Here is a 14,860-nt window from a genome sequence, read left to right as displayed (position 1 = left end):
TTCGCATGAAACTACATGAATATGCCCGATACGACGCCACAGGGCTTGCGGGATTAGTCCGCAAGCGCGACATCACCGCCGTGGAGCTTGTGCGACTGGCACGGGAGGCGCACGACCAAATTAACCCTGCCATTAATGGCGTCATCGAGTTCTACGACGATGCCGAGACCGTAACGGGTTCAGACACGGGACCTTTTTGCGGGGTGCCCTTCCTGCGCAAGGACACCGGTCCGAGCGAAGCCGGGCGGCTGCAAGAGCAAGGAAGTAGACTTCTCCAGGGCCACCGCCCGGCGGTAGAGAGTTATTTTATGGAGCGCGCACGATCTGGTGGGCTGCGCATTCTAGGTCGCACCACCATGCCTGAGTTCGGCACGAGGGGGTCAAGCGAATCCCTGGCTTGCGGGATCACGCGCAACCCATGGAACCTTGACCTGACAGCGGGCGGCTCGTCTTCGGGGTCCGCGGCCGTCGTCGCCGCCGGCGTTGTGCCGATCGCGCATGCTAGCGACGGCGCCGGTTCCATTCGTATCCCCGCATCACTTTGCGGCCTTGTCGGCTTGAACCCATCGCGCGGCCGCATTTCCGGCGGCCCGAACAAGCAGGATGCCGGCTACGGAAATGTCCGCGATTTTGTGGTCTGCCGGAGCGTTCGTGACATGGCGGCTGCCCTCGATGTTTTGCATGGGCCCCAGCCTGGCGATCCGTTCGTCATAGCGTCGCCGGAGCGGCCCTATGTGGAGGAACTTGAACAACCAAGCAACCGGCTCAGGGTCGGTATGCCCACTTCACCGCCAGGAACGGCAATGGGCGATCCGGATATCCGTGGTGCTGTCGAGAAAACTGCGAAGCTACTGGAGTCTATGGGGCACCTCATAGAGGAGATCCCCCCACTTGTTGATTTCGCTGAATACGGCAAGGTCTTGGCGGGAATGGCTCACATGAGATTTTCCTCGCTTGATAGGACAGCGCGTGCGCTCGGCCGTGACATCAACGAAGAGACCCTGGAGCCTCACAATCTCGAGCTCTACCACGTGGGAAAGCAACTCCCGCTTGCATATGCGCAGGAAATTTTCGAAGGCGCTCGTAAGATCCGTTCGGAGGTAGGTGAGGCCACAAAGGACTTCGACATTCTTCTGACGCCCACGATGCTGGCTAAGGCGCTTCCCCACGACAGATACAGAAAGCTCACCGGCGACGAACTCATGGATGCCGAATTGGAGATTGAACAGCATCTGGCAATCTTCAATATTACTGGCCAGCCCTCGGTTTCTTTACCATTATTCCAGAGTGTGAACGAACTGCCCATCGGAATACAGATCGTAGGGCGCTTCGGCGACGAGGCGACCCTCGTTCGTATTGCACGTGACTTGGAGCGAGCGGTCCCTTGGTCGACGCGTCGACCCCCCGTTTTCGCAGGATACGCCGGCTAGCGAAAGGTGCACTGGGTTGACGCCTATCTGGCTGCAATGGTGAACGCGAACTTCGGCGTCCATTGATCCTTCTTCCCGCCAAATTTCGTTCACACGTCTTTTACGGAAAGGGGAAGTCGATCGGGCGCCGAAGTGACGAAGTGATCAACGGACCGCCCCAGTTCGGAAATATGCCTATTGATTGGGCTTGATTTCACATGCTCCCTGTCAAAACTGAAGGCGTGCGGCATCAGTCGAGCGTGCGAAGCAGTCGTATTGGCTGAAGCTGCGCAGGGCCGGGTCGAAACTCGTCTATGACGGTGCGATCTCCTCCCCGATAGCCCACAGGCAGGCGGCCATCTCGCGCGCTCGCGACCAAGACAATCGGCGGCTTTGCAACGATAGCGAGCGCACAGCCTGATTTGCGCCGTTCCAGGCGATGGAGTGGTCATTCGGATTGTGACTTCGCAATCCAGTGGGCGCGGCGATATGGGCGACACATCCTCTTGACGGACCTCATGAAATACAATATTAAATATTGCATTGTAATTCCAGCTCGCCACGTTGTCACCATCAAAGATAGGAGCTGTCCATGTCCCTGCAACCGATCGGACTCGGACTCATTACCCCGTCCGAGAATAATGTTCTGGAAGGCGATCTACCTCGCCTCGGCATTAAAGGAGTTAGATTTCATTTTCACCGAGTTGAGAATGAGGGGGACGACTACGAACAGTTCGCTGACATGAAAGTAAAGTCCGGAGAAGCAGCGAAACTGCTCAGCCACGCGCGCCGCACAAGAGCGATTGCCCTGGCCTGCACAGCAGGCAGCCTCCTCGAAGGCGTTGGCTATGATGAAAGCGTCGCAAATGTCATTGAGGAGGCGTCCGGCCTTCCGGCTGTGACCACCGCCGGAAGTGTGATAGCCGCACTGCGTGCGTTGGAATTGAAGCGGCTGGCAGTATTCACTCCGTATGAGGAATGGGTCTCCCGGCGGCTTGTCACCTTCTTGGAGGGCCATGGCTTCGTAGTGTCTCACCTCAGTTGGGGTTTCGACATGTATGCTACAGACGTCGAGGACTGCTGGGAGCCGATCAACGAGTGGGTGGCGCCGCAGGTTCCTTCAGATGTCGATGGCGTTTTTATCTCGTGCACCAATTTTACCTGGTTGCGCGGTATCGCCTCCCTGGAAGAGCGTGTTGGTCGACCGGTTGTAACCAGTAACCTCGCGACGCTTTGGCGGTTGCTCCACACGGTCGGAGCGGGCGAGCGGCTTCCTGCCGACCTCGCACGCCTGTGCAAAGTCGCGCCTGCGACTTAAGTGAATTGCACGCCAGTTAGCCGCTGCAGCAGTTGTCGCTTTATGAAGCACGGTCGCTTCCGAAGATTACCCATTCAGTTTGTGTAACGGTGATCGGTCGGAGCTGATTGTAACGAAGTCGGCGTTGGGCGCGTCATTTTTGACTTGGCCCAAAATCATGGGTTCGAATGCCTTGGCCGGTCTTCTGGCTGCGAGCGGCGCAACTAAAGGTCGAAAGGATCGGGAGAAATGAAGGTAGCTGTGCTCGGTGCCGGTGTCGTCGGTAGCGCAACGGCGTATATGCTTGCGAACGATGGGCACGAGGTAACCGTGATCGACCGCCGTTCTCGCCCGGGTATGGAAACGAGTTTCGCAAACGGCGGCCTGATGACTCCCAGCGACTCCAGCCCCTGGAATTCACCAGGTACCGTTAGACGACTTGGCAAGATGCTGTTCGACAGCCACTCCACGCTGAAAATCAACCCAAGCGCAGTGCCTTCGATCGTTGGTTGGGGCCTGAAATTCCTATCGAATTCAACTTATGCGCGTCATAAATCTAACATGATCGCCAATATCAGGATCGCGAGCCTGAGTTTAGAGACATTGCGCAGTATTCGCCAAACCTCGACCCTCAATTACGATCAGACGGTACGGGGCACCATGCGAGTTTTTCCGCGAGACGGCCGCATGTCAGAGTTCGTGCAGATGTGTCGGGAGATGCAGGAGTGGGGCGTTAAGTTCGACGTTCTCAACCAGGAGCAAATTCTGGAAAAAGAGCCATGCTTAAAGGATGTGATCGATCGCTATATTGGCGCTGTCTTTTTTCCAGACGATGAAAGTGGCGATGCCTACAAGTTTACGAACGAAATGGCTCGCCTCGCCACGGAATTGGGCGCTCAGTTTTTGACGAATACCACTGTGCTGGAGATAGCCAAGGATTTCTCGACGAAGATTTCGCATGTGAAGACATCTAAGGGCGACATTCAAGCCGATGCCTACGTGCTCTCGCTTGGCAGTTACAGCCCCCTCCTGGCTCGTCCCCTGGGGCTACGGCTTCCGATCATTCCCGTTAAAGGTTACTCTGTGACCTTACCTCTGAACGGTTGGAAGGGGGGACCGACACGTCCGGTCATGGATGACGGCTACCATGCGATGATGGTGCCAATGGGCGACCGTCTACGCATGGGCGGTAAAGCTGAGTTCGCCAGATATAATACGCATATTGACCCAAAAGAGGGGCGGCGGGTCTTGAATGACGTTCTCAAAATTTTGCCGGCGATGGCCGCACATGTTGACGTCGAGTCAGCCCTGAACTGGTCGGGTCTTCGCCCGATGACGCCCGGCGGCGCCCCTCTCGTTGGGCTTACCCCTTATAGCAATCTTTTCCTGAATACCGGTCACGGCCCGCTTGGCTGGACCATGTCCTGCGGTTCGGCAAAAATCACTGCGGACCTCATCACCCATGGGCGTGTGTTGAATAACAGCGTCAATCCGATGGATTACGCGCTCTGATCCAACTCACACCGCCGGTCGGCCCTACAGCAGAAGCATCGAAGGCTGCATCCTTGCCGCGAATTGCGTGAGAAGCGTGCGGAGTCGTTTTCCTCGGCGGCGCACCTACACCCGCGGTATTGGATATCTCACCTTAGAAGGAGGCCCCCGTCCACGTGCATCGTCTGACCGGTAATGTGGTTCGCCGCTGGTGAAAGCAAAAATGCCACGAGTTCCGCTACATCGGATGGCTCTCCTAGTCGAGCGTTCGGTGTAATTTCCCGCGCGCGTTCCATTGCATCGGCGGAGGTGGCGGCGTGGCCGCCGGCATCTTTCCTTACAAAGCCCGGGACCACACAATTGACAGTCACCCCATCGGCCGCAGTTTGGGCGGCAAGCGATTTCGCCAAAGCCTCCAATGCAGCTTTTGCCGCCCCCGTTGCGGAAAAATGCATATCATTTGTCCCGAACGCGTGAGCAACGAACGAGCTCACTGCTACGACCCGCCCCTGAGGTGATATGCGGAGATCCGGAAGCGCTTCCTTCACAAGACGGAAGAAGGCGATTGGCATCGTTGCGAAGGCTTGCTCCAGATCATCATCCGACACTTCTTCAAAAGTGGCGCGCTGTGCCTTGCCTGCATTCGACACGATCTGATCAACTCTCCCAAACGCCTTCCCGGCGGCCTGAACCAGCCTGGCCGGCACAGAAGGGTCGGCGAGATCACAAAGTTCAACGACAACGTTAGCGCCGCAGGCGCGCGCTTCGTCAGCCACCGCCTTGAGAGCGTCCAGGTTCCTACCAGTATGAAGAAGCAGTTGGACATCTGGAGCCGCAACGCGACGCGCGACCGCCGATCCGATCCCGCTGGCTGCCCCGGTAATGAGAATGGTTGGTTTGAAGTCCATGTGAGCACCTTTTGAAAGATCAGCGGTCAACTGAGCGCTTGCGCTTATGATGCCTTCCGCCATCGGAAGCGTGTCGCTCTGAACGGATTTCTATCGATGGACGGCTCACGGTCGGCGACAAGAGCCGCGACCAGCTCGGCTGTACGCGGCGCCGAGGCAAGACCGACGTGCCCATGACCAAAAGCATATACAATGGAGCGGCAACTCGAACTAACATCGATCACCGGTAGGCTGTCGGGCGTCGATGGACGATGACCTTGCCAGCGTGTTATCGCGAGATCGCGCTGATTTTTGCTCAGCTCCGGAAAGGTAACGAGCAGTTGCTTCAGTAGAATGTCTGCGCGCTTCCAATTGGGCGGGGCGTGCAGGCTGGCCAGTTCCACCTGCCCAGAAGCGCGTAGCCTTCCTGCGATTGGTGTGTTTGCCACTTTTCCGTCGCTCGGCAGGACAGGGATATGCGGGGTTGATGCAGGGGCGGCAATCTCAACATGATAACCCCGCTCGCTTTCGAGGGGAATGATGTCTCCCGCCTGGGCTGCGAGGGGTTTTGAGAATATTCCGGCGGCGATGACGGCCTTGTCGCACTGGACACCGCCTCTGTCCGTTTGAACTGAAACTCGCATACCCTCTGAAAACACGAACCCCGTCGCTCGGGCATCGATCAAGGTTGCGCCTCGCGTGAGCGCCGAGCAAACCAAAGCGGAAACATAGCGGCCGGGATCAGTGCAATTTCCACCCTTCTCTACAAGTGCAGCAAATTGATAGCGACGGTTGAGCGCTGGTTCGAAGCGATGCAGATCATCGTCCTCGAGTTCGCGCCAAACGACTCCGTTCTCCCGCCGCAGCCGCCAAGCGAGCGCATCCAACTCGAACTCTGCTCTCGACGGGTAAACATAGAGCAAACCATCCTGTCGGATAAAATGGTCGCAGCCGCACTGTTTCGAAAGAATGCGATGCCGATCCGCGCAGTCCTGTAGGAGCGAACCCAAAGCTCTTGCAGTCTGCTCGACCTTCGGGACGGTCCATCCCGCAAGCATGAACCTGCAAAGCCAAGGGAAGAGGCGGGGCAGGTAGCGCCACCTGATTGTGAGAGGACTTGTCGAAGACAGGAGATAGGTGGGGATCTTTTTCCAGAGACCCGGTGTCGATATTGGCACAACAGACGCCGGGCTAATAAAGGCACCGTTGCCGAAGCTCGCAGCCTGTTCGCCGCCCGGGGGACCAGGTTCAATCAGCCTGACCTGCCAGCCCTCGTTAAGGAGCGCATGAGCAATGCATGCGCCAACGATGCCGCAGCCGATAACAACAGCATGCCGACCGACATCACCGTTCATCTAGGATCCTATCCCAAGCGCACAACACCATAGCGATTGAGCGGACGGGGGAACACCTTGGAATCCGGGCACGTCATTTATCGCCATGTTTCTAACAGTGCCTTCCGCAACTCGTTGCGGTCGGAAAACGGAATCACGGTTTCGCCAACCGTCTGTCCTTCCTCATGGCCCTTACCGGCAACCACGAGCGTGTCGCCTTCTTGCAGCATAAGGACCGCTGCCCGAATAGCTTCAGCTCTGTCAGCAATCTCGATCGCACCAAAAGCGGCGCCCAAAATCTCAGATCGAATAGAAGCGGCGTCCTCTGAACGAGGATTGTCGTCCGTCACGATGACGACATCCGAAAGCTTTGCCGCAATCTCGCCCATAAGGCGCCGCTTGCCCTTGTCCCGGTCGCCGCCGCAACCAAAAACCAGGATCACGCGACCGGCAGTTAGCCGGCGAGTAGCCGACAATACCGCTGTTAAAGCCTCAGGTTTGTGGGCGTAGTCGACATACACTGGCGCTCCTTGGAATGTCGTTCCAATTCGCTCCATACGGCCGGGGGCGCCAATCAAATGCTCTGTTGCAGCGATCGCGACGTCTGGAGGCAGTCCCGTGGAGATGGCAAGCGCAGCGGCCACAAGAGCATTGGCAATCTGGAACTCACCTGCGAGAGGAACTGTCGCTTCGAAGCTGCGGTCCCCGAAACAGACCTTCATGATCTGCTGATGACTCCGCGGCTGCAAATCTTCCAGTACAAGGTAGCGTCCTTTTTTTCCGACAGTCCTCACATCCAGACCGGCCGCAGCAGCAACTCCAGCGGCGCGTTCTGACGCCGGCCCGTCGGCAAAGGTGACGGCTGGGGCTCCTTTGGGGAGCAACGTGCCGAACAGCCGCATTTTGGCGGCCATATACTCGTCAACCGACCGGTGGTAATCCATATGGTCGCGCCCAAGGTTGGTAAACGCCCCTGCTGACAGACGAACGCCATCAAGGCGGTGCTGGTCTAAGCCGTGGCTCGATGCCTCCATCGCAACATGCGTCACACCCTCAGCTTCGAGGCCCGCCAAGATACGATGCAATTCGACTGGATCAGGTGTTGTCCTTGACCCGTGTTCGCTTTGTTTGGGCGACACAACACCTGTTGTTCCAATCTGAGCGGCGGTATTGCCACCATGAGCCCAGATTTGCCTCGCGAAGGAAACCACCGACGTCTTGCCTGCGCTGCCTGTCACTGCAACAACTTTTTCTGGCTGTCTTTGGAAGAAGCGGGCCGATGCAAGCGCCAGAAACCTTCTTGGATTGGAAGTTATCAACACCGGCACGGGACACTCGGCGTGTTGAGCCGAGATTATGGCCGCAGCTCCACGCCCAACGGCCTCGTCAATAAAATAGCCACCATCAGCCTTCGCTCCCGATAGGGCGACGAACAGCATTCCCGGCTTGATCTTACGGCTGTCAGAGGAAACACCGTTGACGGACATGTCGCCAGCAGGTCCCGCCATAAGGTGAGTGGCTTCCGGCAAATCTGTGCCGAGCAGATCTTTCAGCTTCATCGTTCCTCGCGTATCTCAAAGAGGCCCCGCGGCTGAAGGGAGGCGCTTCTAACGTGCGCCCCCGCCGCGGCCGTCAGTTGAGGACGGTGCAGTCTTCTGCCTTCCAAGACACAGTAACCTGCGTTCCGCCTGCAAAATGCGCCTGACCCCGGTTCTGGCGCTTTACCGTGATGGTCTCATCGCCACAGCGTACCAAATACCTGGTCATTTCTCCCAGGAAGAGTGCGTTCTCCACCACGCCATCAAGGGCGTTTGGCGCATCGGCAGCTGGCGAACGCAGACCGATCTCAACATGTTCCGGCCGGACGAACAGCCACGCTTTGGCACCGCCGGTCTGTCCGGACAACTGTGCAGCCCCGGGTGCGATCCCAGCAACAGTCACTTTGCCCACCCCGTTCTCGGCATGGTCAACACGACAAGGGATCATGTTGGATTCTCCGACGAATGAGGCCACGAACCGGTTCTTCGGCTTGCCGTAGAGGCTCTTGCTGTCATCCACCTGCACGAGCCTGCCCTCGTTGATGACCGCAATCCGATCGGACATGGTCAGCGCCTCGTCCTGGTCATGGGTCACGAAGACGACCGTCATGTTCAGTTCCTTTTGGATGCGCATGATTTCGATCTTCATGTGTTCACGAAGATTCCGGTCAAGTGCTCCAAGCGGCTCGTCCATAAGTAGTATGCTCGGATTAAAGACGATGGCGCGTGCCAAAGCGATGCGTTGTTGTTGGCCGCCCGACAACTGGTTGGGGTAGCGACCACGATATTGGTCCATTTTGACTAGTTGCAACGCTCGGCCGACTTTTTCCGCGGTCTCCTGGCGAGGCGCCTTACGGACAGTGAGCGGGAACGCGACGTTCTCGGCGACGGTCATGTGTGGGAAAAGCGCGTAGTTCTGGAAGACCATACCGATGCCGCGTTCATAGGCGGGCAGGTCGACGATAGATCGACTTCCAAGAAAGATGTCTCCGGACGTCGGCGTTTCGAAACCCGCAATCATCTTCAGCGCCGTGGTCTTGCCGGAGCCGGATGGCCCGAGGAAGGTTACGAATTCGCCCGGTTGAATGTGAAGGTCGAAGTCTTTCACCACATGAAGCGGGCCATAGAACTTCTGGATGTTTTTCATCTCAAGGCTTGTGGACATCTCGTGCCTCCGATCATTCGGCGATGCTGCTAGAAGTGCGTCTATTGTGCCGGTCTCGGATCAATTGCACCGTAATGATTGATGCGGTGACGAGCAGCACGATGAGGGTCGAGGCCGCGCTAAGGAGCGGATCGATCTGGTATTTGATGTCTCCCCAGAACTTGATGGGCAGGGTTGGGGTTTGTCGCCCGAGCAGGAAGATGCTGACGAGCAGTTCGTCGAATGACGTCAAGAAGGCGAGTAGGCCAGCGGTGAGAAGAGCTGGCTTGAGGATCGGCAAAGTCACCAGCCGGAGCGTTTGCAGGGGGCGGGCACCGTGCACTGACGCCGCTGGTTCAAGGGCCGGGTCGAAGTTCCGCAGGGCTGCGGCCATCACGACGATCACGTAGGGTACAGACAGAAGCACGTGCCCCATCACCAAACCGCCGAAGGTTCCGAGAATCTGCAGACGCGCTTCGAAGACATAGAGCGCAGTTGCGATGATCACGACCGGCACCATCAAAGGTGAAAGCGAGAAAAGGAACAACGTCCTCTTGAACAGAAACTGAGTTCGTACCAGCCAAAATGCACCCATAGTTCCAACTATGGTGGCGACCAACGCTGCTGCCGCCCCGAGCTGAATCGAGAAGAAGAAGGACTGATGCCAATCGGTCGCCTTTGCTAGCTTTTCCCACCATTGCATGGAGAGGCCGGGAGGAGGGAAGACGACGAAGGGAGACGAACTGAAGGACAGTATCACGACAACGATCAGCGGGGCCGTCAAAAACAGGAGAACCAAGACCGTGTAGCCCCAAAGCCAACGTGCCTTGCGCGTCATGAGGGGTGAGGTCACCATATGAATTGTGCTTTCGGTGGCTCTTAGAAGTGGGTCCATCGCCCGCTTCAGTCTTGTAAACAAGCGCGCCGCCACGCGAGGTTCTTCGACCAATGTGGCTGTAGACGTAGACGACCAGATCATTTCAAGAGGAATAAAAAGGCTTGCGACGAACAATATTCCGATAGTCACCAGCAACAGGACAATCGATGAGGCGTACCCCAATTCAAAGTTGAGCAAGACCGTCATTTGGGTGACGATAAGCTGTGAGATCATTGTGTCGCTCGGTCCGCCAAGCAGCGCAGGGGTGATGTAAAATCCGATGGCCGTAATGAATATAAGGATTCCTGCGGAGAACACAGCCGGGAGCGTCATCGGAAAGTAGACGCGCAAGAATGCTTGCACGGGTTTCGCGCCCAAAATTTGCGCAGCGTGGGCAAAATCATGGTCGATGCGCACCATTGACGAATACATGGTGAATATCGCCATAGGGATGAATACATGGGCCATCCCAACGACCACCGCAAAAGTCGTGTTCAAAAGCTGGAGAGGGGCACTGACGAGTCCGAGCCAGATCAGTGCATTGTTGATGACGCCTTCTCGACCCAAAATCACCATCCAAGCATAGGTGCGGATCAGAAACGCCGTGAAAAGAGGAATGAGAATGAAAACGCTGATCGTGGACAGCGCTCGGGATTTGAGCTTCGTAAGCAGGTAGGCGACAGGATAACCTGCCGTGATCGACACGACGGTCACGATGAACCCGGTCTGCAGGGTACGCAGCAAGATGTTCAAATTCGTCTCGCTCCCAAAAACGCGAGCATAGTGACTGAAGTTTAGCTTCGATCCTTCGAAGCTGCCCCAAACGATATACGACAGCGGAATGACCAGAAATCCGATCAGGAGGATGGTTAGAGGACTTGCAACGATTGTCCCTCTGATCCAGCGATTTCCCAACAGTGCGTTCATAACATCCAGCCTCTTCACCGGCCGTTCGTCAACCGAGCCCGCGGCTCTTGCTTGTGCCATATTCATAGCATCTAACTCCGTTGCCGTTCGCCTGGTGACGAACAACAATCTCACTTTGATCGTGGGGCCAGCGAATCTGGCCCGCAGCGGCATGATGGTCACTGCGATAGCATCGCGACGCAGCGTTCCAGTGCGACGTCCCAGTTGGTGCGTCCGTCGGCAGCCGTCTCGTTCCACCATTCATAGTTCTGGAAGACCTGCCTTTCGATGAGTTCCGGCGAGCCGGGCAGGATGCTGACCATGTCCTTCGGGAGCAGCTTGTAGGCGTCGTTGTTGACCGGACCGTAAGAGATCGCCTCTGCGAAGTCCGCCTGGGGCCTGGCCTGGGAGATGTAGGCCAGGAACTTGGCGGCGTTCTCCTTGTTGGGCGAATTCTTTGTGATCACCCAGAAGTCGAGCTGCAAAAGGGATTGATCCCAGGAGAGCTCCACCGGCGCGCCCTCCTGTTTCGCTTTGAAAATGCGGCCGTTATAGGCTGCCGCGATGTCAACCTCACCACTGATCAGGCTCTGGGGAGCGTCGGCGCCGGCGACCCACCAGCGACCCACATTGGGCTTCATCTCGGCAAGTTTCTTGAACCCGCGGTCCAGATCGAGAGGATAGAGCTTGTCAGGCGAAACGCCATCTCCCATCAGGGCGCCTTCGAGCAGCGCACCATCCAACATCTTTTCGCATTTCGGCAGAGCGCGCTTACCCGGGAAATCCTTCACGTTATAGAAGTCCACCCAGTTCTTTGGCTGCTTGCTGGCATCCGGGAACTTGCTGGTGTTGAAGGCGACGACTGCGGATGAGACAAGGGCGCCAACACCATGCTTGTTCTTCATCCGCTCGGGCATGCCTGCCAAGGTGTTGTCGGCAAAGAAGCTGTAGTCGATCTCCTCGACTGCCTCTTTGTTGATCCAGCCCTTGAGCGCTCCGCCAGGAATTCCGGTGATGTCGGCTTCGGGCTGGCCGAGCTTGATCGACGCCAACAGCTTCGCATGATCTTCGGGAACCAGTACGACCTTGATGCCCGTGTCGCGCGTGAACGGATCGAAGAAGGCTTTCTTTTGAGCGGCCTCCCAGGTTCCGCCGCCAGATGTGATGACGACCTCGCCGGTCCCCTTAAGGTTCTCGGCGACTTCCTCTGCCTGAGCGGCGATCGACACGGCCGACAGCAACAGTGCAGCACCGAATGCGATATTCCTAATTCTGATGTTCATGTTCATTCCCCTTTCTTTTTGAAGATGGCTCTTGCTCCCGGCGCCGACAACGATCCGAGCCATGATCTCCGGCGCACGAATAGAAATCTCAGTTCTTTATCGGCCCGGATCCATCAAATCCGAGCCTGCTCCTCAACCGCGATCGCCAGCACCGGTTCTCCTTTCGGAATAGAAGGATGGGTAATCCGCCAGAGGACGAGTCCGGCGGCAGGTGCTTTGATTTCAGCGAGAGTTTCACCGAAGAAGCTGCGAAGCGTTCCGAGGCGTTGACCCTTCTCCACCCGGTTCCCAGGCTCGATCTCAGAATGGAACTCGCCATCCGTTGGACAATGAACCCAGAGGTAGTCGTCGCACGGAACTCGAGCGTTCCGGAATAAAGAGGCCGGCGTATCGAGGATCTCAAGGGTGCGCGCGATGTTGAGCACGCCTTCGACGTGAAAGGAAATCGCTTCCTCATCTAGCAGGCCGTTCGAGCCCGCTTCCGACATCAAAGCAATGCGGCTGTGGCACGCAAAAGCAGTCGGGGGTCGGCCCGGCTTATCCATGTAGGACCGCGGAAGGCCGAGAACGATTTCGGCATCGAAGCACATTGCCAGCTTGCGAGCCTTCTTTTCGACATCCTGCTCGTTTGTCTTCTGGTAAAGTACGAATCTGGAAACTTGCTCTCGCAAGTCACCGCCGTGCATATCGACGTAGCAATCCGACCCAACTGACCACTCATTTACGATGGCATCACACAAAGCCTCCGAGAATGTTCCGTTCTTTTGACCCGGAAATGTGTGATTGATGTTCTTGTCGTCGATCGGGCACACGTACTCGCTGTATTTAAAAAGGGCTGGCTGGTTGATCAGCGGGATTATGGAAACGGACCCGCGAATGGTTTCCGGGTCGAACAGGCGCTGAAGTCTGACAGCGGCTTCGATCGCAGAAACTTCGTTTACGTGTACCCCGGCAGAGATGCACAGTCTTGGGCCGACCTTCTCTCCTCGGATTTCGCAGAGGGGCCAACGGTATTCGGCCAGAGTCGGACTTTCAAAGCGCAGTGAACCGCGGAAAACCCCGGGCTTCCCGTAAGCACAGCTGTTATCAAGAGCAGTGATTTCCATTGTCTTCTCCGGGCGGATCAGCAGCTTTTCGCGATGCCATGAGATGGCCGCTGCGGGCGACCCGCAGCGGCATGATGGTCACTGCGATAGCATCGCGACGCAGCGTTCCAGTGCGACGTCCCAGTTGGTGCGTCCGTCGGCAGCCGTCTCGTTCCACCATTCATAGTTCTGGAAGACCTGCCTTTCGATGAGTTCCGGCGAGCCGGGCAGGATGCTGACCATGTCCTTCGGGAGCAGCTTGTAGGCGTCGTTGTTGACCGGACCGTAAGAGATCGCCTCTGCGAAGTCCGCCTGGGGCCTGGCCTGGGAGATGTAGGCCAGGAACTTGGCGGCGTTCTCCTTGTTGGGCGAATTCTTTGTGATCACCCAGAAGTCGAGCTGCAAAAGGGATTGATCCCAGGAGAGCTCCACCGGCGCGCCCTCCTGTTTCGCTTTGAAAATGCGGCCGTTATAGGCTGCCGCGATGTCAACCTCACCACTGATCAGGCTCTGGGGAGCGTCGGCGCCGGCGACCCACCAGCGACCCACATTGGGCTTCATCTCGGCAAGTTTCTTGAACCCGCGGTCCAGATCGAGGGGATAGAGCTTGTCAGGCGAAACGCCATCTCCCATCAGCGCGCCTTCGAGCAGCGCACCATCCAACATCTTTTCGCATTTCGGCAGAGCGCGCTTTCCGGGGAAATCCTTCACGTTATAGAAGTCCACCCAGTTCTTCGGCTGCTTGCTGGCATCCGGGAACTTGCTGGTGTTGAAGGCGACGACTGCGGATGAGACAAGGGCGCCAACACCATACTTGTTCTTCATCTGCTCGGGCATGCCTGCCAAGGTGTTGTCGGCAAAGAAGCTGTAGTCGATCTCCTCGACCGCCTCTTTGTTGATCCAGCCCTTGAGCGCTCCGCCAGGAATTCCGGTGATGTCGGCCTCGGGCTGGCCGAGCTTGATCGACGCCAACAGCTTCGCATGATCTTCGGGAACCAGTACGACCTTGATGCCTGTGTCGCGCGTGAACGAATCGAAGAAGGCTTTCTTTTGAGCGGCCTCCCAGGTTCCGCCGCCAGATGTGATGACGACCTCGCCGGTCCCCTTGAGGTTCTCGGCTACGTCCTCTGCCTGAGCGGCGAACGGCACGGCGGACAGCAAAAGTGCTGCGCCGAAGGCGAGATTTCTAACCGTGGAATTCATGTTCATTCCCCTTTCTTTTGAAGATGGCTCTTTCTCCCAGCGATGCGCCAAGAGAAGCTCTATTATTATCCAATATCGTATATTGGAATTTGAAGCCGCGTCAAGAGAAAAATGTCCGTGCCTAAGCCGGTGCATAAACAGGGTCGACCTTCTGGTTCTTGCGGGCTCTCGATCTCGTCCGGTGCAACCCGCGGCGTGAGGCGGGGATGAGAGGAAGCGCATCCCGCTCTGGCGGAGGCGCTCCCTTGGATCGCCTGCATAACCGCGTCTTGCCCTGAAGGTACTCGGGAGCACCAAGAGCATGGCTTGGACTCGGAGCGGCAACACGCAGGTCACCGGCGCCACCACCCACTATTGGATAGGATCCGAGCGGCGGGATCGGTCGTTCCGCCGCTCGACAGGATCA

11 protein-coding genes are annotated in these 14,860 nt (G+C 57.2%); 3 read left to right on the top strand and 8 right to left on the bottom strand.

Annotation, left to right across the window (positions count from 1 at the left end; all coding sequences use genetic code 11):
• Window positions 1–5 precede the first annotated feature (5 nt).
• The 3 genes from M728_RS26835 to M728_RS26825 all read left to right on the top strand — a co-directional run bounded on the left by M728_RS26835 (window position 6) and on the right by M728_RS26825 (window position 4,218).
• A complete protein-coding gene (locus M728_RS26835; RefSeq protein ID WP_026622811.1) occupies window positions 6–1,430 on the top strand; it encodes an amidase in 1,425 nt (474 codons plus the stop codon).
• Window positions 1,431–2,001: 571 nt separating this feature from the next.
• Window positions 2,002–2,727 carry a hypothetical protein gene (locus M728_RS26830; RefSeq protein ID WP_051441041.1) on the top strand — a complete coding sequence of 242 codons (726 nt, stop codon included), beginning with the start codon at window positions 2,002–2,004 and terminating at the stop codon, window positions 2,725–2,727.
• A 228-nt stretch (window positions 2,728–2,955) separates the two neighbouring features.
• Window positions 2,956–4,218 carry a D-amino acid dehydrogenase gene (locus tag M728_RS26825; protein WP_026622810.1) on the top strand — a complete coding sequence of 421 codons (1,263 nt, stop codon included), beginning with the start codon at window positions 2,956–2,958 and terminating at the stop codon, window positions 4,216–4,218.
• A gap of 128 nt (window positions 4,219–4,346) precedes the next feature.
• Here M728_RS26825 and M728_RS26820 read toward each other — a convergent pair whose 3' ends face one another.
• The 8 genes from M728_RS26820 to M728_RS26785 all read right to left on the bottom strand — a co-directional run bounded on the left by M728_RS26820 (window position 4,347) and on the right by M728_RS26785 (window position 14,460).
• On the bottom strand, window positions 4,347–5,105 hold the full coding sequence (locus M728_RS26820) for an SDR family NAD(P)-dependent oxidoreductase (protein WP_026622809.1): 759 nt from the start codon (window positions 5,103–5,105) through the stop codon (window positions 4,347–4,349).
• A 44-nt stretch (window positions 5,106–5,149) separates the two neighbouring features.
• The gene (locus M728_RS26815) at window positions 5,150–6,439 is read right to left on the bottom strand and encodes an FAD-binding oxidoreductase (RefSeq protein ID WP_026622808.1); all 1,290 of its coding nucleotides are present in this window, start codon (window positions 6,437–6,439) and stop codon (window positions 5,150–5,152) included.
• Between the two features lie 77 nt (window positions 6,440–6,516).
• Window positions 6,517–7,977, bottom strand: coding sequence for a UDP-N-acetylmuramoyl-L-alanyl-D-glutamate--2,6-diaminopimelate ligase (locus M728_RS26810; RefSeq protein ID WP_026622807.1), 1,461 nt, complete (start codon window positions 7,975–7,977; stop codon window positions 6,517–6,519).
• Window positions 7,978–8,050: 73 nt separating this feature from the next.
• On the bottom strand, window positions 8,051–9,121 hold the full coding sequence (locus M728_RS26805; RefSeq protein WP_026622806.1) for an ABC transporter ATP-binding protein: 1,071 nt from the start codon (window positions 9,119–9,121) through the stop codon (window positions 8,051–8,053).
• 13 nt (window positions 9,122–9,134) lie between these two features.
• The gene (locus tag M728_RS26800; protein WP_026622805.1) at window positions 9,135–10,970 is read right to left on the bottom strand and encodes an ABC transporter permease subunit; all 1,836 of its coding nucleotides are present in this window, start codon (window positions 10,968–10,970) and stop codon (window positions 9,135–9,137) included.
• Window positions 10,971–11,062: 92 nt separating this feature from the next.
• The gene (locus M728_RS26795) at window positions 11,063–12,166 is read right to left on the bottom strand and encodes a polyamine ABC transporter substrate-binding protein (protein WP_370906534.1); all 1,104 of its coding nucleotides are present in this window, start codon (window positions 12,164–12,166) and stop codon (window positions 11,063–11,065) included.
• A 113-nt stretch (window positions 12,167–12,279) separates the two neighbouring features.
• Window positions 12,280–13,272, bottom strand: a complete 993-nt coding sequence (locus M728_RS26790; protein ID WP_026622993.1) for a succinylglutamate desuccinylase/aspartoacylase family protein — start codon at window positions 13,270–13,272, stop codon at window positions 12,280–12,282.
• 78 nt (window positions 13,273–13,350) lie between these two features.
• The gene (locus M728_RS26785; protein WP_370906533.1) at window positions 13,351–14,460 is read right to left on the bottom strand and encodes a polyamine ABC transporter substrate-binding protein; all 1,110 of its coding nucleotides are present in this window, start codon (window positions 14,458–14,460) and stop codon (window positions 13,351–13,353) included.
• Window positions 14,461–14,860 lie beyond the last annotated feature (400 nt).

This window comes from Ensifer sp. WSM1721 (assembly GCF_000513895.2).
Taxonomy (GTDB): domain Bacteria; phylum Pseudomonadota; class Alphaproteobacteria; order Rhizobiales; family Rhizobiaceae; genus Sinorhizobium.
The sequence above is the reverse complement of the archived record's forward strand: the minus strand, read 5'-3'. Positions and strand labels throughout refer to the sequence as shown.